Raw genomic sequence first — 19,553 nt, forward strand, 5'->3', positions numbered from 1 at the left:
GAACAGCCCACTTCCGGAGACACGAGCGTGACCCATGTCGTCTCCTCTCTCGCTGATTTTGGTTTGCTGGCCTCGCCCGGAGGAGCCGGCGCTCGTGTCCGTCCCTTGGCGAAGGCGGGCCCATTTGAGCCTATCGCTCCGCCCGGCGCAAGGGCGGTACGCGGGGATTGTCTCCCCTCGCCTTCTGCGATTTAGTTGCACGAGCGACCTCCTGCCGGGGATTTTCTCAGATGCCAGCTCCCGTCTCCCAGCCCGATGATCCCGCCCTGCTGCGGATCGACGGCCCGATTGCAACCATCACGCTCAACCGCCCCACAGCATTCAACTCGATCAACCTCGCGATCGCGCAAAAACTCGAACAGCTCGCGGCCTATATCGAAAGTGCCGACGCTATCAGGGTCGTCGTCCTCGAAGGCGAAGGCCGCGCGTTCTCGGCCGGCGGCGATCTGCAGACGATCGGGGCTGCCGCCGAAACAGGCACGGTGACGCCTGTTGTCGGCGAGCTCCTGAAGCACTATCACGCCTTCATTGAGATCATCAGGCGCATGCCAAAGATCTCGCTGTCCAGCGTGCACGGCTCGGCCGCCGGCGCCGGCATGGGCCTCGCCTTCGTCACCGACCTCTGCATCGCCGCCGACGACGCCAAGTTCACGCCGGCCTATGCCAAGATCGGGGTATCGCCGGACGGCGGCTCGACGGTCGGTATCGTCGGCACGGTCGGATCGCGCCGCGCGCTGCAAATTTTTCTCGCCGAGGACAATTTTACCGCACAGCAGGCCCATGAATGGGGCCTCGTCGCGAAGATCGTTCCCGCCGCAGAGCTGAAGGCCGCCACGCGACAACTCGCCGAGCGGCTGGCGCAGAACCCGCCGGCGGCGATCGCCGGCACCAAATCGCTGGTCTACCAGGCCGCGACCACGCCCGTGAAGCAGCAGCTCGATGCCGAGGAGCACAAGATCGTCATGGCGATGAACACGGAAGCGTTCCGCGCCGCCGTGAAGAAGTTCACGAGCAAGTCGAAGTGACAAAGCCCGCACGCACGTTCTACGGCCTGCGTCACGGCGCGACCGACTGGAATCGTGAGGGACGATTCCAGGGCCGGACGGACAACCCTCTGAACGAGGACGGCCTGCGGCAAGCGCACGAGGCCGCACACATGCTGCGCAGCGTCGGCATCAGCCGCATCGTCGCAAGCCCCCTGGTGCGCGCGGCGCGAACGGCCGAGATCATCGCCGCCGCGATCGCGGTGCCGCTCGCGATCGACGACGGCATCATCGAGTTCGATTTCGGCAGCTTCGAGGGCCTTCCCGTCCGCGACCTCATGATCAAGCACGGCGTCACATCAGCGACGGGCCTCGTGTCGATCCTTCCGACCGACGGCGAGAATTGGGACGCCATGGCCGGACGGTCGCTGGCTTGCGTCTCCGCGTGGCTCGCGCGTCATCCCGACGACAACCTCCTGTTCGTCTGCCACGACGCGGTGATGCAGGGCATGGCAAACGCGCTGTGCGGCAGCTACTTCAGGAATAGCCATGGCACGCCGTTCCGTTACCTGCGCGAGCAAGCGCAATGGCGGATCGAGCAAGTCGTCACTGCGGACAGATATAGCCCGTCCCCGCCGGCGACTTGAAGCAGCCGACGGACTCCGGCAGCACGTGCCGCGGCAGCCACAGCACCACGCTCGGGAAATAGATCGCGAACGCGATGGTGGTGAAGAACACGATGTAGATCGGCAGTGCCGCGCGTAGCGCCTTGGCAAAGCTGATGCCGACGAATTTCGAAGCCATCAGCAAGACCAATCCGTAAGGCGGCGTGATCAGGCCGAAGGCGAGCGTTGCGATCAGCACCACGCCCATGTGCACGCCGTTGATGTCGCCGGCTTCGGTCAGTGCGTTGACCAGCGGCATGAAGATGATGATGGTCGGCACCGGCTCGATGAAGTCGCCGACGATGGTGAAGAGCAGCACCATCAATAGCATGATCAAATGCGGGTCGTTGCCGGCGATCGAGGTGATCCACTCGGCGATGTAGGTCGCGCCGCGCAAGTACGCGAGCATCCAGCCGAAGGCGTTGGCGGCGCCGATCGTGATCAGCGGCAGCGAGAAGATCAGGCCGGCGAGGCAGAAATCGTAAGGGATCTTCCTGATGTGGCCGAGGTTGAGCGCGGGGATGACCACGAGAATGATCCAGACCACCGCAACGACACCCGCTTCCGTCGGCGTGAACCAGCCGGTCAGAATGCCGCCAAGCAGGATCACCGGGATCATCAGCGGCAGAGCGGCGTCGCCGGCCGCGAACACCACCTGCCGCAGCGGCGCGCGCGGCTTGCGCAAGCCGGAGGGGCCGAAGAAATAGCAATAGATCATCAGGCCGAGGCCGATCATCAGGCCCGGCACCACGCCCGCCATGAACAGGCCGGCGATCGAGACGTTGCCGACCGCGCCATAGACGACGGCGGTGATGCTCGGCGGCACCAGCGCGGCGATGGTCGAGGCGGAAGCGATGATCGCGGCGATGAAGGCGGGCTCATAGCCTTCGCGCTTCATCGGTCCGCCCAGCGCGCGGCTCATCACGGCGACGTCGGCCGTGGTCGAGCCCGACATCTCCGAGAAGAACATGCTGAACACGACCACGACCTGCGACAGCCCGCCCCTTATGTGTCCAACCAGCGACACCGAGAGGTTGGCTATCCGCACCACCACGTTGGCCGAGCTCATGAGCTCGCCGACCAGCAGGAAGAACGGGATCGCCAGCAGCGCCTCGGAATCGACGCCATCAAAGATCTTCTGGATGATGGCAGCGAGCGAAACATCGGACAGGATCGCGCCGATGAAGACGCCGGCCATCAACGAGAACGGCACGGGCACGCCGAGATAGCCGAACGACAGGAAGCAGACCGACATCAACGCCAGGACAATTGGTGCGCTCACGGCTGCGCCCTCATCTGTGCGTCGGTGACGACGGGCGCGCCATCCTCCTCGGGCGGCTCGGGATGGTCGAAGCCGTTGCGCAGGCCGTTGACGAGCTGCTCGATGGTGAACAGGCCGATCAGCACGCCCGACAGTGGAATGATCGCGTAGAGCGAGGCGATCGGCGTGCCCGACGGCAGGCGAAAGCTGCCGAAACCGCGCAGATAATTCTGGTAGCCGTACCAGATCAGGCAGAAGGCAACGCCGAGCACGACGAGGCGGATGATGATCTCGACGATCATCCGCGAGGTGCCGTGCATCGCCTCGGAGATCGCGGTCAGATAAAGGTGATCATTGCGCCGGGTCGCGGCCGCCGTGCCGATGAAGATCGCGTAGATGAACAGCGTCGAAGTGACTTCCTGGAGCCATAGCCAGGGATGCCCGATGGTGCGGGTGACGATGTCGGCGGTGACCGACAGCGAGAAGCCGAAGCAGAGCAGGCCGCAGAGGATCATCAGGGCAAGCTCGAGCCAATCGAGCGCGCGCCATTTGAGATGGCGCTGGCGTTGAACGAGCAGTTTGTCGGCGATGGCCATTGGAGTCGTCCCGGCGAAGGCCGGGACCCATAACCCCAGGCCGTTGTTATGAAAGCAAGCTGACTGTTGTCGTGCCCCAAGCTCCGCCGCGGCGTATGGGTCCCGGCCTTCGCCGGGACGACTCGGGGAGGGAGTGGTACGCGCGACCCTAGTTGATCGACCGGATCAAATTCTTGATCTTCTCGGCGTGCGGGCCGAGATCCTTGGCGAGCTTGTCGAGATAGGGATCGGCGATCGCCGTGAAGCTCTTCTTGTCGACGTTGTCGACGATCTTCACGCCCATCTTCTTCAGCTTGTCGGCCGCGCTGCGCTCGAGATCGAACGCCTTTGCCGGCTCCTTGGAGCTGATCTCGTTTCCCGCGGCCTGCACCCACTGCTTCTGCTCGGCCGACAGGCTCTGCCAGAGCTTGTCGGAGACGAACACCAGCGCGTTGTTGGCCTCGTGTTCCGTGATATTCAGGACAGGGGCGACCTCGTAGTGCTTGTTGACGAGGTAGACGTTGATGCTGTTCTCGGCGACGTCGACCACGCCGGTTTGCAAGCTTGTGTAGACGCTGCCGAACGGCATGTGCACGGTCTGGGCGCCATAGGCCGGGAACATGGTGTCCTCGGTCGCGGTCGCCTGGACGCGGATCTTCAGGCCCTTGATGTCGCCGACATTGTGGATCTCCTTCTTGGAGTACATGTGGCGCACGCCCTGCGAGCCCGTCGCGATCACATGCAGGCCCTGCGTGGTCTCGTCGATCAGGGTCTTGAGCGCGTCGAACACTTTCGGATCGGCCAGTCCCTTGACCACGTGGTTCTCGTCGCGGAACAGGAAGTGCAGCGACATCACGCCGGCCTGCGGCGAGATCGTCGCGGTGTTGGCCGAGGAGATGATGGCAAACTCGATGTCGCCGGCCTTCACGAGCTGGAGCACCTGCGGCTCCTGCCCGAGCTGCGCGCCGGGATACTGATCGATGATCATGGTGCCCTTGCTCAATTCCTTGAGCTTCTCGGCAAACAGGTCGCCCGCGATGGAATAGCCGGTGTTGCGCGGCTGATCGTAGGCGAAGCGATAATGCTTCACCTCCTGCGCCCCCGCTCCGGTAACGAACAGCATAGCGGCCACAGCCGCCAACCCACGCATGGATCGTGCAATCATCGTTTCCCCCAGTTTTATCGCTCGCCGCTTGTGCGGTCTGAGCGCTCGTTGTTCGGTCAGCCTCTCTCGGTCTTCTTCCCAGTCCTCTGCATAAAGTCGAAGTCGCAGCCCTCGTCGGCCTGCATGATGGTCTCGTTGAACAGCCAGGCGTAACCGCGCCGCGCTTCTTCCGGCGCAGCGGCCGGCTTCAGGGTGGCACGGCGCCGTTCGAGCTCCGCCGGATCGACCAGCAGCTCAATGCTGCGCTTGGCAACATCCAGGCTGATCACGTCGCCGTTCTTCACCAGCGCCAGCGGCCCGCCAACGGCGGATTCGGGCGTGATGTGGAGAACGATGGTACCGAACGCGGTGCCGCTCATGCGCGCGTCCGAGATGCGCACCATGTCCTTGGTGCCGCCGCGCGCGAGCTTCTTCGGGATCGGCAGATAGCCCGCCTCGGGCATGCCGGGCGCGCCCTTGGGGCCGGCATTTCGCAGCACCAGCACGTCGTCGGCGGTGACGTCGAGATCGGGATCGTCGACGCGCAGCGTCATGTCCTCGACAGATTCGAACACGACCGCGCGCCCCGTGTGCTTCAACAGCTGCGGGCTCGCCGCGGACTGCTTGATGACGGCACCGCGCGGCGCGAGATTGCCGTGCAGGACGGCAAGGCCGCCTTCCTTCTTGATCGGATTGTCGCGCGGGCGGATCGCGTCCTGGCCGGGCACGTCCTCCGCATTGGCGACGACGTCGCGCAGCGTCTGCCCACTGATGGTCTTGGCGTCGAGATCGACGAGGTCGCCGAGCTGCGCCAAAAGTTTCGGCACGCCGCCGGCGTGATGGAAATGCTCCATATAGTGCTCGCCCGACGGCTTGAGATCGACCAGCACCGGAACCTCGCGGCCGATCTGGTCGAACACTTCGAGATCAAGCCGGTGTGGCGAGCGATGCGCCATCGCCGTCAGATGGATCAGGCCGTTGGTCGAACCACCGATCGCCTGGAGCACGACCTGCGCGTTCTTGAAAGACGCCGGCGTCAAGAATTCGCTCGGCTTCGGGCCCTTGGTCTTGGCCATCTCGGCGGCGACCCGGCCGCTCGCTTCCGCAAGACGGAAGCGCTCGGCATGCGGCGCCGGGATCGTCGCGCTCATCGGCAGCGACAGGCCCATGGCTTCGATCATGCAGGCCATGGTGGACGCGGTGCCCATCACCATGCAGGTGCCGACCGACGGCGCCAGGCGGCCGTTCACCGCCTCGATCTCGGCATCGTCCATCTCGCCGGCGCGATACTTGCCCCAGAGGCGGCGGCAGTCGGTGCAAGCGCCCAGCACCTCGCCCTTGTGGTGGCCGACCACCATGGGACCGACGGGAATGACCACAGTGGGCAGGTCGGCGCTGATCGCCGCCATCACCTGGGCCGGCAGGGTCTTGTCGCAGCCGCCGATCACGATGACCGAATCCATCGGCTGGGCGCGGATCATCTCCTCGGTGTCCATGGCCATCAGATTGCGCAGGTACATCGAGGTCGGATGCGCAAAGCTCTCGGCGATCGAGATCGTCGGGAACACGAACGGCATCGCGCCCGACAGCATCACGCCGCGCTTGGCGGCTTCGATGATCTGGGGGACGTTGCCGTGGCAGGGATTGTAGTCGCTATAGGTATTGGTGATGCCGACGATCGGCCGCTCCAGCGCGTCGTCGGAATAGCCCATGGCCTTGATGAACGCCTTGCGCAGGAACAGCGAGAAGCCGGCATCGCCATAGCTCGTCAGACCCTTGCGCAAACCACTCGTCATCATGCCACTCCTTCCAGTCTGCCATTGTGGTACAGCCTGCCTCCCGATTGTCAATAAGACAGGCGTCTACCCACCGATTTCTGGACGGTTACACCGCTAAACGACCAGATTATTGACAATCCGCACCTTCCCTGCTCCACAGAGCGAACCGGCCGGGTGCCGGGAGGCCAAGGGCATGTCCGACATTCGCACCGCAGACAGCACGCCGGTCCGGCGCGACGACCCGGACGACGTCGTCGCGCGGCTGGAAGAGGACATCATCTTCGGCCGCCTGCCGCCGGGCGCGCGCCTCACCGAAGACGCGCTGATGTCGCGCTACGGCACCTCCAGGCATTTCGTGCGCCAGGCGCTGGTGGATGCGGAGCGGCGCGGCATCGTTCGCCGCGAGAAGAACGTCGGCGCCACCGTGCGGTTCTATTCGGCCGACGAAGTCCGGCAGATCTACGAGGTCCGGGAGATGCTGACCCGGCAGGCCGCGCTGATGATCCCCCTGCCGGCGCCGCAAGGCCTGATCGACGAACTCTCCGCGTTGCAGCGGCAATATTGCGCGAAAGCCGACGCGCAGGATCTGCGCGGCATCCACGAGGCCAACGATGCCTTCCACCTCGCGCTGTTCTCGGCCTGCGGCAATCCCTATCTGGTGCGCTCGCTCCAGGACTACATGAACCTGACGCTGCCGATGCGCGCGAAGAACCTCGCCGACGCGACCGGGCTCGCACAGTCGCGGCGGCAGCACGAGCTGATGATCGAGCTGTTGAAGGGCCGCGACAGCTGGGCACTGGCGCAGCTGTGTGTGGATCACATGCAGTTCAGCAAAAAGGATTATCTGGGGCGGATTGCGGAGGAGAGCTGAACGCTAGCGCTCTCGCGGACGGATCATCAGCGCAGCAGCTTGCAATACGGATAAACCTCGCGCCGTCAACGGAACCGGCGGAACTCCGATCAGAATGCTAATCCTTTGGTAGAATCGTATCAATCGCTCAACCGATTAACGGGTTGTTAGAGGACACTCTCGCAAATGGATTCAGAACCAAATAACAACCAGGCCGGGTTCCATTGCCCGGAACAATCACATGAATGTACCCGGTGTCCTGATCGCAGTGTCCTTCGGCGGAGCATTTTTCGCCATTGAGTATGGGTTGTACTACCAGCCCGACATCATCAACCCAGACGTCTTGATCAGCGCGTTCTCCACAGAACATAAAAGAGCCCGTGCAGCAGTCCGACATGCGCTGATCAATCCGGACTCGGCAAAATTCGGCACACTAGTTTCAGTCGAGGCCGACGCGGCGAGATATGTCTGCGGCGCTGTCAACGCGAGCGACAAGTCCGGCCAATCCGTCAACGCCGCGTTCGTCTACACCGTGGCTATCGATTTTGCCCGCATCGATGACGACGGACGGATCACGCAATATCAATCGGGATACAGACCTTGCCCCACCGGAGAGGACAAGGTCGCGCAGCAACGGCCGGCCGCGTCGCCCGGGCTGACGTCGGTCGTCAAGGCCGTTCAGAAAGTCGCCCCTGAAGTACGGACGTCGGTTGCGCCCGTGCTGACAACGCCCGCCCCATCGGCGGGCGGATCGTCGTCTGGTGGGACAATGGAGCAGCAGGTCCGCGAACTAGCCGCCCGGACCGTTCCGCCCGACGCTGCCAATCAACGGCAGGCAAATCCGGCCCCCACGCGTGAGCTTGCCAGTGAGCTTGCCAAGGAGAGCGAGTGGCACGCAGATCGGCCACCCGCCGCGTGGCCCATATTCCTTCCGAAGCATGCGCTTGCGAAGCCAACCCGGAAACGAACCCCGTCCGAAGCACTAACGCTCGCGAAAGACGTGGAGGACCGCTGGAAACAGGCGGAATCGTCGGCCGACATCTCGATGCGTCCTTCAGCCGAAGACATCGACGAGGCATGCCGCGCGTTGCTCACGATTGATCCAAAGGACATCGAATATCCCAAGGCGTGGGCAGCTTTCACGCGATTGCAAAAGATAAGTCGCGATATCGCCGCCGGTTGATTTCGAGGCCGTTCAGTACCGCCGCAACAGACCGCGCTCCACGCCGGTCTCTCCATAATCGGCGCAGGCGCGTTTCGGGTTTCGGATCAGGTCCGTCCGGACGCGCCTGAACGTTTTGCGGGCCGCGTCGGACACCTCGGGACGGAATTTGCGGGGATCGTAGCTCTCGCCGTCGCGGGCCTTGATGGCCGCAGCATAGGCATCGATCATGGCCATCGCGGCATCGGGACTGCCGAGAAGCCGGGCGCCGAGCTGAACGCTGCCGCTGCCATCGACCTCGTAACCGTCGCATCGCTGTTCGAGCACCACGGATGCGGTAACGAGCTGGTCGAGGAATGTCGCCTCGGCGTCGCTGAGCGCTGCGGCTCGCGCCGGCGCCGACATGCTTCCCGGCATGATCATCGCGAACACCGCGACGGCCGACAGTTTGATTTTCATGAGCTCTCGCTGCAGCCGTTGGGGCGCGATCAAGGCATCCGTTACCGAACGATCGCAGATCGAAAGCCAGACGATCCCTCGAGCAGCGTTGATCCAGATCAATGGACACGGCCAAAGCGAAAACCCGCGCTGCTGTGCGCGCTCCCTGGCAGCACCGAACCGGCGCAGGCGTTCGTCGGGGTATGCTGGATCAGTGAGAGAAGACGCGCGTGCCGGGAGTCCATGCCCGCTGGTTTCCGATGGGGCTGGCGCCGATTTCCCAGCCCGCGCCACCCCACAGGGCGTCAACCACGCCAAGATCGCCCGTGCCATCGCGGACAAAGAACAGGTTCGGAGCGGAGCTGGTCTGCAGCGCCCCGCTTTCGCCGTTGGCCTGGAGCTTCAGGAGACACCAGATATCGGCCAGCTTGCTCTCGGCGCGAGCGCCCAGCTCATCGACGATCCGCGCGGCATTCGAGGGATTGTTCAAGACATGAGTCTGCAGGGACGTGTCGTCCGTGGTTTCGACCTTGACGGCGAACCGGCGCGCGAAGGTCGCCCCGAGCCACGAAATCTTGACGGGCGCGGTCGGCGCAATGTCTTCTCTGAAATGCTCGCTCGCAACGAAGGATTCGGTTACGGGGATCGCGGCCGTCGACGGGGGATCGAGGGGTTCACCAGGCTTGCGCTTGAGCGAACATTCGATTTTGGTGCGGGGAACGAGCGACGCCGAGCTACCGCCATCGGCCTTGGTCTCGTCGGCATGCGCACTGAAACACGATGCCGCCAGAACAATCACGAGACATGCGTTGGGCGCTAAGCGGCGCATTGTTGGCGTCCTTGAATGACCGATTCAAGAACAAGGTAAACTGTAGATTGCAGCTGTAAATCGAGGATTAGGTTTCTGGTTAAGCTTAAAGCAAGGAACTCATTTGAGAGAAATGCGAGCTATCTGCGGAACCATGTGCGCCCAACTGGCACAGCGCGTGATGCAGCCGGACACTTCAAGCAGGAACCTGACAACCCGGGCCATTCTACTTGCTTGCCAGGCGCGCGATCGCCTGAGCGGCTGGAGGAACCTGCGAGCCCGGTTCGGATATCGGTTGCGGCGTGACCCGGCAGCATCTTGCCTGTGCGCGAAGCGGATCGTTCCACATCCAGCGCACACGCCAGGCCGGATTATGGGCGTAGGCCGGGATGCGCCAGAACCAGATGGTCTCGTAGACACTGTCCCCGAAACGCTCCACATCCGGGCGCGGCGTTGGCCAGGATACCGCCGCGACGAGGACGACCGTCAACACCGCGGCCCCCGACAGAACCATCTTGCGCATCTTGTTTCCACAATCGCTAGAATGAAAAGGCGGTCATTTCCGCGCATCGCAATGCATAGAACAAACGCTCACGTGTTCCGACAATAGAACGCCTATTTCCAAAAACGGAAATCCGGAACTCTACGGTGTGAACTCAGACGTTAGACGCAAGGCGCCGTCCAGAACCTCCGCCGTAATCGCGATCGAAAACCTCTCCCGGCCCCGCAAAGCCGAGCCGGGAGAAGCGCAGCTGCATTGCTCCAGACGTCGACGCTAGCGCTTATTCCAGTCGATGATCCGGCTCGTGTCGCCGTCGAACTCGTTGCTGCAGAATGCGCCGCCCTGGAAATGGTCGCCGATCGGATCGGGCTTCAGCTTGGCCTGCTCGGCCATCGCGTACGCCGCATGATCCTCGGAGCGGCCTGTCGGACGATAGCCGAACTCGTAGGCGCGATGATTGTCCCACCAGGCACGCTCGTTCAGGGACACGCCGTAGAAAATCTCGAAGTGAATATCGGGATGCTCTAGCCCGATCTGGCAGAGCTGCACCAGATCATCCGGCTTCAGCCACATCGCGATCCGGCGGTGGTCCAGCGGCATATCGCCGAAATTGCCGATGCGGATGCAAGTCACCTTCAACCCATGCTTGTCGGCATAGAGCGCGCCGACCGCTTCGCCAAACACCTTGCTGACGCCGTAGCGGCCGTCCGGGCGCGCCGTGACGTCGGTGCCGATCTTGTGGTGGCGCGGATAGAAGCCGACGACGTGATTGGACGAGGCGAATACCACGCGCTTGACGCCCTTGCGGTACGCGGCTTCGAACAGATTGTAGCCGCCGATGATGTTGGCCTGCAGGATGTCGTTCCACGGGCCTTCGACCGAATAGCCGCCGAAATGGATGATGCCGTCGACGCCCTCGCAGAGCGCCTCGACCTGCGCCATGTCGGACAGGTCCGCAGCCTTGAATTGCTCGTTCGCCCCGAGATCGGCGGGCGGACGGATGTCGCTGAGCAGGAGGTCCGGATAGATCGGCGGCAGCAGTTTCCTCAGGCGCGTTCCGATTCCGCCCGAAGCTCCCGTCATCAAGATGCGCGGCATGTCTTTCCTCGTATTTGGCGACCGATTTGCGGTCACAGGTCTCTGGTGATAGCAGACTTGAGCAGAGGGAACGCAACAACGAGAACTGCACATGAACGATGCATCGTCCCACACTCAAGGCTGGCGGCCGGCGACCTATTACCCCGATCCGGCGATAAAAGCACTCGATCCCCGCTTTGAAAAATACTGGTTGAAGCTTTCGGCGGTGGAACGCCTCGCCACCGGCCTGCGCTGGGCCGAGGGACCGGTCTGGTTCGGCGACGGGCGCTACCTCTTGTGCAGCGACATCCCGAACCAGCGCATCATCAAATGGGAGGAAGAGACCGGCGCAGTTTCGGTGTTCCGGAAGCCGTCGAATTTCGCCAACGGCAACACGCGCGACCGCCAGGGCCGGCTCGTCACCTGCGAGCATGGCGGGCGGCGCGTGGTGCGCACCGAATATGACGGCACCCTCACCGTGCTGATGGATTCGTTTGGCGGCAAGCGGCTGAACTCGCCGAACGACGTCGTGGTGAAATCCGACGGCGCGATCTGGTTCACTGATCCGACCTTCGGCCTGCTCGGCAATTACGAGGGCTACAAGGCCGAGCCGGAGATCGAGCCGAACGTCTACCGGCTCGATCCGTCGACCGGCGCGGCGACCATCGTCGCCGAAGGCGTGCTCGGGCCGAACGGATTGTGCTTCTCGCCCGACGAGAAGATTCTCTACGTCGTGGAATCCCGCGGCGTGCCGAACAGAAAAATCCTCGCCTATGACGTCTCGCCCGACGGCACCACGATCTCCAACAAGCGCGTCCACATCGACGCAGGTCCGGGGACGCCGGACGGCATGCGCTGCGACATCGACGGCAATCTCTGGTGCGGCTGGGGCATGGGCGATCCCGAGCTCGACGGCGTCGTGGTGTTCGCGCCCGACGGCGTCATGATCGGCCGCATCGCGCTGCCCGAACGCTGCGCCAATCTCTGCTTCGGCGGCGTCAAGCGCAACCGCCTGTTCATGGCCGCGAGCCAGTCGATCTACGCGCTGTATGTGAACACGCAGGGCGCGTTGGGGGGATAGGCTCGCCGCAGCGGCGGTCTCGTAGGGTGGGCAAAGCGCAAGCGTGCCCACCACTTCTTGTTCGGCTCGTGACGGTGGGCACGTCGCGCGAAGAGCGCGCCTTTGCCCACCCTACGAAGCCCATCTTCCGTCATTGCGAGCGAAGCGAAGCAATCCAGACTGCCTCTGCGGAAAAATTCTGGATTGCTTCGTCGCAAGGGCCCCTCGCAATGACGACGGACCAAAACAAAAACGCCGGAGCGGTTGCCCGCTCCGGCGCTTCGTTTGTTCAGGCGCCAGAACTTACGCCGCGTTGAAGCCGGCGACGGCCTTCACTTCGAGGAAATCCTCGAGGCCATACTTGCCCCACTCGCGGCCGTTGCCCGACTGCTTGTAGCCGCCGAACGGCGCGCTGCGGTCGTTGGGCACGCCCTGGAGGTTGACGTTGCCGGCGCGGATCTGCCGGCCGACGCGCTTGGCGTCCTCGACCGTCGCGCCCGAGACATAGCCGGCGAGGCCATAGGGCGTGTCGTTGGCGATGTGCACAGCCTCAGCCTCGTCCTTGGCGCCGATGATGGTCAGCACCGGTCCAAAAATCTCTTCACGGGCGATCGTCATGTCGGGGGTGACGTCGGCGAAGATGGTCGGACGAACGTAGAAGCCCTTGTTGACACCTTCCGGCAGGCCCGGACCGCCTGCGACGAGCGTTGCGCCCTCGTCGATGCCCTTCTTGATCAGCCCCTGGATCTTGTCCCACTGGCCGCGGTTGACGACCGGGCCGATGGTGGTGCCTTCGCCACGGGGATCACCGGCCTTGGTCTTGTCGGCCACCGCCTTCGCGATCGCGGCGACTTCCTTCATCTTCGAGGCCGGCACGATCATGCGCGAGGGCGCGTTGCAGGACTGGCCGGAGTTGTTGAACATGTGCATCACGCCGCCGGTCACCGCCTTCGTGAGGTCGGCGCCTTCCAGGATGACGTTCGGCGACTTGCCGCCCAGCTCCTGACTGACGCGCTTCACGGTGGGAGCCGCGCGCTTCGCAACGTCGATGCCGGCGCGGGTCGAGCCGGTGAAGGAGATCATGTCGATATCGGGATGCTCGCTCATGGCGGCGCCGACCTCGGGGCCGAGGCCGTTGACGAGGTTGAACACGCCCTTCGGCACGCCGGCTTCATGGAGGATTTCCGCGAAGATCAGCGCCGAGGTCGGGGTGAACTCCGACGGCTTCAGGATCATGGTGCAGCCGGCGGCGAGCGCGGGCGCGACCTTGCAGGCGATCTGGTTGAGCGGCCAGTTCCAGGGCGTGATCATGCCGACCACGCCGACCGGCTCACGCAGCACCATGGCGGTGCCGACCGGCTCCTCGAAATGATAGTTCTTGAGCACGTCGAGCGTGGTCATGAGATGGCCAAGGCCGGCGCCGGCCTGGAGCTTCTCCGCCATCGGCAGCGGCGCACCCATCTCGTCGGAGACGGCAGCACCGATCTCCTTGAGACGGCCCTTGTAGACCTCGATCACTTTGGTGAGCAGCGCGACGCGCTCCTCGCGGCTGGTCTGGGAGAACGTTGCAAAGGCGCGCTTGGCGGCGGCAACGGCCTTGTCGACATCGGCCTTGGAGCCGAGCGCAACCTCGTACATCGCCTCTTCCGTCGCGGGATTGACCACGGCGGTGGACTTCTTGACGGCGGGGTCGACCCAGGCGCCGTCGATGTAGAATTGCAAGCGATTGACCATCGTTAACCTCTTCTTGGGGGCATGGTGGGGGCGTTTCGGCACATACTTGCACGAAAGCGCCGGCAATTGAACCCGCCATATGCGGGGCCAGCGTTGCGGCGGACGCGCGGAATATGGGACGTGCAATGAGCCGAGGCAAGCGCCATGGGTCCCGGCTCAGCGTCGCGACATTTCATGTCGCGCCGCGTCCGGGACACGAGACTAGCGAGACTAGAACGAGTGGAAACACTCTCGTGCCCCGGACGCAGCGCAGCGCTACTTCAGCGGTGCGCTGCTGAGCCGGGGCCCATACGCTAGGTTACCCCGACTACACCGCCATCTTCCGATGCAGCACCGGCGCGCCGGTGGTGAGGCTTTCGGCCGCATCGATGATGGCGTTGGCGTCGATGCCGTAGTGCCGATAAAGGTCCGCGATGCTGCCGGTCTGGCCGAACTGCTCGACGCCGAGCGCCTCGACGCGATGGCCGCGGACGCTGCCGAGCCAGCCGAGCGCGGACGGATGGCCGTCGATCACGGTCACGATGCCGCAGTCGCGCGCCAGCGGCGCCAGCAGCTTCTCGATGTGGCTGAGATGCTGCACGCCGCGCCGATCGCGCCGCAATTTCCGTGCGGCGGTCCAACCCGCGTGCAGGCGGTCCGCCGAGGTGATCGCGAGCAGGCCGATGTCGCGGCGGCTCTCGCCGATGAAGCCGGTCGCCTCGATCGCCTCGGGCGCGACCGCGCCGGTATAGGCGATCACGACCTCGGCATTCGGGCCCGGCTTGCGCAGCCAATAGGCGCCGTCGGTGATGCCCTGCTGCAGCTCCGGCGTCATGATCCGCTGCGCCTGCTCGATGCTGCGCGTGGAGAGGCGCAGGTAAACGGAACCGCCCTCGCCCGGATCGCGCTGCATGTGGTCAAAACCCCAGCCCATGATCACGGCGAGCTCGTCGACGAAAGCCGGCTCGAACGAGGCGAGCCCGTCCTGCGCCATGCCGATCAGGGGCGTTGCGATCGACTGGTGCGCGCCACCTTCGGGCGCGAGCGTGATGCCCGACGGCGTTGCCGCCACCATGAAGCGCGCATCCTGGTAGCAGGCGTAGTTCAGTGCATCGAGGCCGCGCTCGATGAAGGGATCGTAGAGCGTGCCGACCGGCAGCAGCCGCTCGCCGTTGATCTGGTGCGACAGGCCGAGCGCCGAGAGCATGATGAACAGGTTCATCTCGGCAATCCCGAGCTCGAGATGCTGCCCCTTCGGCGAGAAGTCCCAGTTGAACGTGGAGGGAATTTTCTCGCTGCGGAATAAGTCCGCCTTCTCGGCACGCGCGAACAGACCACGGCGGTTGACCCACGGACCGAGATTGGTCGAGACGGTGACGTCGGGCGAGGTCGTGACGATGCGTTTTGCCAGCTCGCTGTCGCCGCGGGCGATCTCGTTCAGCACGAGGCCAAAGCCCTGCTGGGTCGACATCTGCGGCGACGGCTTGAAGGCGAGCTGCTGGGGCACCTCGATAACAGGCGCGGTGAGCCGGCGGCCGTCCTGGTTGAACGGCACGCGCGCGAGGAACGCGTCGAGCTCGGCGGCGGATTGCGCGAGGCCCTCGTACTTGTCCCATTCGTGGCCGGGGCGAATGTTCTGGCTGTCGCGATATTTCTCCATCTGCGCGACCGTCATCAGGCCGGCATGGTTGTCCTTGTGGCCCTGGAACGGCAGGCCGACGCCCTTGATGGTGTAGGCGATGAAGCAGACCGGGCGATCGTGGTCGATGGATTCGAACGCCTCCAGCATGCTCGCCATGTCATGGCCGCCGAGGTTCGACATCAACGCAAGCAATTCCTCGTCGCTGCGCTTGTCGATCAGTTTGGTGATCGGGCCCTGGTCGCCGATCTCGTCGTGCAGATGTTTTCTGAAGGCCGCGCCGCCCTGGAAGCACAGCGCCGCGTAGAGCGCGTTCGGGCAATTGTCGATCCAGGTCTTCAGCGCCTCGCCGCCGGGCTCGGCGAAGGCCTCGCGCATCAGGCGGCCGTATTTCACGATCACCACGTCCCAGCCGAAATTGCGAAACATGGTCTCGAACTTTTCCCAGAGCCCCTCGCGCACGACGGCATCGAGCGACTGCCTGTTATAGTCGACCACCCACCAGGTGTTGCGCAGCCCGTGCTTCCAGCCTTCGGCGAGCGCCTCGAAGATGTTGCCCTCATCCATTTCGGCATCGCCGACCAGCGCGATCATCCGCCCCTCGCGGCGGTCCTTCATCCAGCCATGCGCCTTGACGTAGTCCTGCACCAGCGAGGCGAAAAGCGTCTGCGCGACCCCGAGGCCGACCGAGCCGGTGGAGAAATCGACGTCGTCGACGTCCTTGGTGCGCGAGGGATAGGACTGCGCGCCCTTGAAGCCGCGAAAGTTCTCCAGCTTCTCGCGGCTCTGCCGGCCGAACAGATATTGGATGGCATGGAACACCGGGCTCGCATGCGGCTTCACCGCGACGCGATCCTCGGGCCGGAGCACGCTGAAATACAACGCCGACATGATGGTGGCGAGCGAGGCGGACGAGGCCTGATGACCGCCGACCTTGAGGCCATCAGCGTTCGGGCGAATGTGGTTGGCGTGGTGGATGGTCCACGACGACAGCCACAGCGCCTTGCGGCTCAATGCGGTCAATGTATCGAGGCGGGCGGTATCGACGGGCATGGCAATGCTCCCGGAAACAGGTCGGGCGATGATACGCCTGCGGGGGACGCCAAACTTCTCAATTTTTCGCGCCATACCCCTCAATATTGGGATATTTTACCAATGGATTGCCCCAAGGAACAGGTTTCATCCCAATGCCCGAGCTCGACGCCATCGACCGAAAAATCCTCGCTTTGCTCCAGGGCGACAGCCGCCTGACCATGCAGGAGCTCGCCGACAAGGTCGGGCTCTCGGTCTCGCCGTGCCATCGCCGGGTCAAGCTGCTGGAGGAGCGCGGCGTCATCTCGCGTTATGTCGCGACCGTGGACCAGAAGGCGCTGGGGCTGCATGTCAGCGTCTTCATCTCGATCAAGCTGGCGCGGCAGAAGGAGGAGGACCTCAACCGCTTCGCCCGCGCGATCTCGAAATGGGACGAGGTGCTGGAGTGCTATCTGATGACCGGCAACCGCGACTATCTCCTGCGCGTGGTCGCCGCCGACCTCGCCTCCTACGAAACCTTCCTCAAGACCAAGCTGACCCGGCTCGACGGCATCGCCTCGATCGAGTCGAGCTTTGCGCTGAGCCAGGTGAAATATTCGATCGCGCTACCGGTCTGATGGCCCACCCGGCTACCGCTGTCACATGGGTGCAACAAACCCCGCTGATGGTCGTGGACCACTCGTATCCAAGCCGAGAGAAGGACCCATGACCGACCGCACCCATGAGACCGCCAAGCGCGAGCGCATCATCCAGGAAATGGCCGACGATCTCGACGAGGAACTGGAGATGGAGCTGGACGATGCCCGTCTCGACGAGCTGCTGGACGAGACGGATACGCTGAGCCCGACGGTCGACCGAAAACTCTATTTCCGAGAGCTGCTGCGGCTCCAGGGCGAGCTGGTCAAGCTCCAGGACTGGGTGCAGAGCGAGAAGAAGAAGGTCGTGGTGCTGTTCGAGGGCCGCGACTCCGCCGGCAAGGGCGGCGTGATCAAGCGCATCACCCAGCGCCTCAATCCCCGCATCTGCCGCGTCGCCGCGCTTCCGGCACCCAGCGAGCGCGAGCGCACGCAATGGTATTTCCAGCGCTACGTATCCCACCTGCCGGCCGGCGGCGAGATCGTGCTGTTCGACCGCAGCTGGTACAACCGCGCCGGTGTCGAGCGTGTGATGGGCTTCTGCACCGAGGAGCAGTACCAGGAATTCTTCCAGACGGTGCCGGAGTTCGAGCGGATGCTGATCCGCTCCGGCATCATCCTGGTCAAATACTGGTTCTCGATCACCGACGACGAGCAGCAATTCCGCTTCACCATGCGCATCAAGGATCCGCTGAAGCAGTGGAAGCTGAGCCCGATGGACGTCGAGGCGCGCAGCCGCTGGGAGGCGTACACCAAGGCCAAGGAGACGATGCTGGAGCACACGCATCTGCCTGACACGCCGTGGTGGATCGTCGATGCCGTCGACAAGAAGCGCGCCCGGCTCAACTGCATCGCACATCTGCTCAGCCAGATGCCGTATCAGGAGGTCGCACGCGTGCCGGTCGTGTTGCCGCCGCGCGTGCGCAATCCCGACTATCACCGCGGGCCGGTTCCGCCTGAGATGTACGTGCCTGCGAAATATTGAGAAGGTCTCGTAGGGGGGTAGCTGAGCAGATGCGCGAAGCGCATTTGCTCGGCGTAACCCACCTCTTCTGTCACCGCGGTCAGAGAAGTGGTGGGTTACGCCGTGCGGACTTCGCTTCGCGCAGCCGCAGGGCTAACCCACCCTACGCAGCGAAAGTCACCGCCACGGCTGCACGATGATCTTAGTGTGGGCTTCAGGATTGGCGAGATCGGCGAAGGCCTTTGCGACGCCGTCGATGCCGACCTCGGCAGTGACCATCGCCGCCGCATCCACCTGCCCCTCCGCGATCAGGCGCAGCGAGGCCGCAAACTCGTCCGGGGTGTAGCCGAGCACGTACTGGACGTTGAGCTCCTTCATGATGCCGAGCATGGGCTCGTTTCTGTCGCTCTCCATGCAGACGCCGACCACGACGATCCGGGCATCGCGCGGCGCGCCTTCGAACACCTGCTGCAACAGGCCGGGCACGCCGACACATTCGAAGATGATCGCGGGCTTGAGCGCAGGGAGCATCGCCTGGAACGGCGGCCGGGCGGCCTTCTCCGCCTCCGACATCTGCGCATGCTCGGTCCAGGTCGCATAGGGCTGCGACACCCTGGGATCGACGACGATGTCGGCACCGAGCTTCGCCGCCAGCGCACGCCGCGCCGGCGAATAGTCGGCGGCAATGATCGGATGCAGGCCCTTGATCCGAAGTGCGGCGATCACCGCGAGCCCGACCGGACCGCAGCCGATCACGAGCGGCACCTCGCCGCCGCTGATGTTTGCTTTTGCGACCGCGTGAACGCCGACCGCGAGCGGCTCGGTCAGCGCGGCATGATCCGGCGCCAGACCGTTGGGCACTTCGAGCAGCAGCGGCTCGCTCAAAAGCATCTGCTCCGCATAGCCACCGACGAAGTCGTTGGAATAGCCGATGCCCCTTGATGCCCTCCGGTGTCAGCAACGCGGGCAGCGAGCAGACATGCGTCCCCGGCTTGAGCCTGCGCTCCGTGCCCGGGCCATAGTCAACGATCTCGCAGCAGAACTCGTGGCCGAACACGACGTCGCGCGACAAATCCATCGGCGTGCGTCCGGTCTTCTTCGCCATCTCCGCCATGCGGGGAGCGTGCTGGCGCGCGTGCAGGTCGGAGCCGCAGATGCCGCAGGCAAACGTCTTGACCAGCACCTGGCCGGGACCCGGCTTCGGCTCGGCCATCTGGCCAACGACAATCTCACCGTTCCTGAAAATCGCAGCGCGCATCCGGCTCCT

General features: G+C 64.0%; 18 protein-coding genes and 1 pseudogene. 7 read left to right on the plus strand and 12 right to left on the minus strand.

Annotation, left to right across the window (positions count from 1 at the left end; translation table 11 throughout):
* Positions 1 to 230 precede the first annotated feature (230 nt).
* A complete protein-coding gene (locus RAD15_RS21290) occupies positions 231 to 1,025 on the plus strand; it encodes an enoyl-CoA hydratase/isomerase family protein (protein ID WP_458180120.1) in 795 nt (264 codons plus the stop codon).
* Entirely contained in the window at positions 1,022 to 1,630 is a 609-nt protein-coding gene (locus RAD15_RS21295; RefSeq protein WP_458180121.1) for a histidine phosphatase family protein, read from the plus strand. Before RAD15_RS21290 ends, RAD15_RS21295 begins: the two co-directional genes overlap by 4 nt.
* On the opposite strand, the gene RAD15_RS21300 is transcribed toward RAD15_RS21295, so the two are convergent.
* From RAD15_RS21300 to RAD15_RS21315, 4 genes are all read right to left on the minus strand, one after another.
* Positions 1,590 to 2,930 (minus strand): TRAP transporter large permease, encoded by a 1,341-nt coding sequence (locus RAD15_RS21300; protein ID WP_458180122.1) that lies wholly within the window; start codon positions 2,928 to 2,930, stop codon positions 1,590 to 1,592. The genes RAD15_RS21295 and RAD15_RS21300 overlap by 41 nt on opposite strands.
* Complete coding sequence (locus RAD15_RS21305) at positions 2,927 to 3,505, minus strand: TRAP transporter small permease (protein ID WP_458180123.1); 579 nt, start codon at positions 3,503 to 3,505, stop codon at positions 2,927 to 2,929. The genes RAD15_RS21300 and RAD15_RS21305 overlap by 4 nt, the downstream gene beginning before the upstream one ends.
* Before the next feature lie 148 nt (positions 3,506 to 3,653).
* The gene (locus RAD15_RS21310; RefSeq protein ID WP_458180124.1) at positions 3,654 to 4,649 is read right to left on the minus strand and encodes a TRAP transporter substrate-binding protein; all 996 of its coding nucleotides are present in this window, start codon (positions 4,647 to 4,649) and stop codon (positions 3,654 to 3,656) included.
* Between the two features lie 56 nt (positions 4,650 to 4,705).
* On the minus strand, positions 4,706 to 6,424 hold the full coding sequence (locus tag RAD15_RS21315; protein WP_458180125.1) for an IlvD/Edd family dehydratase: 1,719 nt from the start codon (positions 6,422 to 6,424) through the stop codon (positions 4,706 to 4,708).
* A 175-nt stretch (positions 6,425 to 6,599) separates the two neighbouring features.
* Here RAD15_RS21315 and RAD15_RS21320 point away from each other — a divergent pair, with 175 nt between their 5' ends.
* A complete protein-coding gene (locus RAD15_RS21320) occupies positions 6,600 to 7,277 on the plus strand; it encodes a GntR family transcriptional regulator (RefSeq protein WP_458180127.1) in 678 nt (225 codons plus the stop codon).
* Positions 7,278 to 7,497: 220 nt separating this feature from the next.
* Complete coding sequence (locus RAD15_RS21325; protein WP_458180128.1) at positions 7,498 to 8,439, plus strand: hypothetical protein; 942 nt, start codon at positions 7,498 to 7,500, stop codon at positions 8,437 to 8,439.
* Between the two features lie 12 nt (positions 8,440 to 8,451).
* On the opposite strand, the gene RAD15_RS21330 is transcribed toward RAD15_RS21325, so the two are convergent.
* The 4 genes from RAD15_RS21330 to RAD15_RS21345 all read right to left on the minus strand — a co-directional run bounded on the left by RAD15_RS21330 (position 8,452) and on the right by RAD15_RS21345 (position 11,264).
* Positions 8,452 to 8,877, minus strand: coding sequence for a hypothetical protein (locus RAD15_RS21330; protein WP_458180130.1), 426 nt, complete (start codon positions 8,875 to 8,877; stop codon positions 8,452 to 8,454).
* A 190-nt stretch (positions 8,878 to 9,067) separates the two neighbouring features.
* Positions 9,068 to 9,685, minus strand: a complete 618-nt coding sequence (locus RAD15_RS21335) for a hypothetical protein (protein ID WP_458180131.1) — start codon at positions 9,683 to 9,685, stop codon at positions 9,068 to 9,070.
* 205 nt (positions 9,686 to 9,890) lie between these two features.
* Positions 9,891 to 10,187 carry a hypothetical protein gene (locus tag RAD15_RS21340; RefSeq protein ID WP_458180132.1) on the minus strand — a complete coding sequence of 99 codons (297 nt, stop codon included), beginning with the start codon at positions 10,185 to 10,187 and terminating at the stop codon, positions 9,891 to 9,893.
* A gap of 252 nt (positions 10,188 to 10,439) precedes the next feature.
* Entirely contained in the window at positions 10,440 to 11,264 is an 825-nt protein-coding gene (locus RAD15_RS21345; protein WP_458180134.1) for an NAD-dependent epimerase/dehydratase family protein, read from the minus strand.
* 91 nt (positions 11,265 to 11,355) lie between these two features.
* On the opposite strand from RAD15_RS21345, the gene RAD15_RS21350 reads away from it, so the two are divergent.
* Complete coding sequence (locus tag RAD15_RS21350; RefSeq protein ID WP_458180135.1) at positions 11,356 to 12,324, plus strand: SMP-30/gluconolactonase/LRE family protein; 969 nt, start codon at positions 11,356 to 11,358, stop codon at positions 12,322 to 12,324.
* A gap of 282 nt (positions 12,325 to 12,606) precedes the next feature.
* Here RAD15_RS21350 and RAD15_RS21355 read toward each other — a convergent pair whose 3' ends face one another.
* Both RAD15_RS21355 and RAD15_RS21360 read right to left on the minus strand, forming a co-directional pair.
* Positions 12,607 to 14,037: an aldehyde dehydrogenase family protein gene (locus RAD15_RS21355; RefSeq protein WP_458180136.1), complete on the minus strand. Its 1,431-nt coding sequence runs from the start codon at positions 14,035 to 14,037 to the stop codon at positions 12,607 to 12,609.
* 307 nt (positions 14,038 to 14,344) lie between these two features.
* Positions 14,345 to 16,708: a transketolase gene (locus tag RAD15_RS21360; protein WP_458180138.1), complete on the minus strand. Its 2,364-nt coding sequence runs from the start codon at positions 16,706 to 16,708 to the stop codon at positions 14,345 to 14,347.
* A gap of 134 nt (positions 16,709 to 16,842) precedes the next feature.
* On the opposite strand from RAD15_RS21360, the gene RAD15_RS21365 reads away from it, so the two are divergent.
* Both RAD15_RS21365 and ppk2 read left to right on the plus strand, forming a co-directional pair.
* Positions 16,843 to 17,304, plus strand: coding sequence for an Lrp/AsnC family transcriptional regulator (locus RAD15_RS21365; protein ID WP_458180139.1), 462 nt, complete (start codon positions 16,843 to 16,845; stop codon positions 17,302 to 17,304).
* 88 nt (positions 17,305 to 17,392) lie between these two features.
* On the plus strand, positions 17,393 to 18,307 hold the full coding sequence (gene ppk2, locus RAD15_RS21370) for a polyphosphate kinase 2 (RefSeq protein WP_458180141.1): 915 nt from the start codon (positions 17,393 to 17,395) through the stop codon (positions 18,305 to 18,307).
* 156 nt (positions 18,308 to 18,463) lie between these two features.
* On the opposite strand, the gene RAD15_RS21375 is transcribed toward ppk2, so the two are convergent.
* On the minus strand, positions 18,464 to 19,171 hold the full coding sequence (locus RAD15_RS21375; RefSeq protein WP_458180142.1) for a zinc-binding dehydrogenase: 708 nt from the start codon (positions 19,169 to 19,171) through the stop codon (positions 18,464 to 18,466).
* Positions 19,172 to 19,319: 148 nt separating this feature from the next.
* Positions 19,320 to 19,544, minus strand: a pseudogene (locus tag RAD15_RS21380) (alcohol dehydrogenase catalytic domain-containing protein); the annotation flags it as partial.
* Positions 19,545 to 19,553: the final 9 nt, after the last annotated feature.

This window comes from Bradyrhizobium sp. 14AA, assembly GCF_054185205.1.

Coding starts and splice junctions, on each gene's coding strand:
- RAD15_RS21290 (WP_458180120.1), top strand. CDS start 231: ATGCCAGCTCCCGTCTCCCAGCCCGATGATCCCGCCCTGCTGCGGATC.
- RAD15_RS21305 (WP_458180123.1), bottom strand. CDS start 3,505: ATGGCCATCGCCGACAAACTGCTCGTTCAACGCCAGCGCCATCTCAAA.
- RAD15_RS21310 (WP_458180124.1), bottom strand. CDS start 4,649: ATGATTGCACGATCCATGCGTGGGTTGGCGGCTGTGGCCGCTATGCTG.
- RAD15_RS21315 (WP_458180125.1), bottom strand. CDS start 6,424: ATGACGAGTGGTTTGCGCAAGGGTCTGACGAGCTATGGCGATGCCGGC.
- RAD15_RS21320 (WP_458180127.1), top strand. CDS start 6,600: ATGTCCGACATTCGCACCGCAGACAGCACGCCGGTCCGGCGCGACGAC.
- RAD15_RS21325 (WP_458180128.1), top strand. CDS start 7,498: ATGAATGTACCCGGTGTCCTGATCGCAGTGTCCTTCGGCGGAGCATTT.
- RAD15_RS21330 (WP_458180130.1), bottom strand. CDS start 8,877: ATGAAAATCAAACTGTCGGCCGTCGCGGTGTTCGCGATGATCATGCCG.
- RAD15_RS21335 (WP_458180131.1), bottom strand. CDS start 9,685: ATGCGCCGCTTAGCGCCCAACGCATGTCTCGTGATTGTTCTGGCGGCA.
- RAD15_RS21340 (WP_458180132.1), bottom strand. CDS start 10,187: ATGCGCAAGATGGTTCTGTCGGGGGCCGCGGTGTTGACGGTCGTCCTC.
- RAD15_RS21345 (WP_458180134.1), bottom strand. CDS start 11,264: ATGCCGCGCATCTTGATGACGGGAGCTTCGGGCGGAATCGGAACGCGC.
- RAD15_RS21350 (WP_458180135.1), top strand. CDS start 11,356: ATGAACGATGCATCGTCCCACACTCAAGGCTGGCGGCCGGCGACCTAT.
- RAD15_RS21355 (WP_458180136.1), bottom strand. CDS start 14,037: ATGGTCAATCGCTTGCAATTCTACATCGACGGCGCCTGGGTCGACCCC.
- RAD15_RS21360 (WP_458180138.1), bottom strand. CDS start 16,708: ATGCCCGTCGATACCGCCCGCCTCGATACATTGACCGCATTGAGCCGC.
- RAD15_RS21365 (WP_458180139.1), top strand. CDS start 16,843: ATGCCCGAGCTCGACGCCATCGACCGAAAAATCCTCGCTTTGCTCCAG.
- ppk2 (WP_458180141.1), top strand. CDS start 17,393: ATGACCGACCGCACCCATGAGACCGCCAAGCGCGAGCGCATCATCCAG.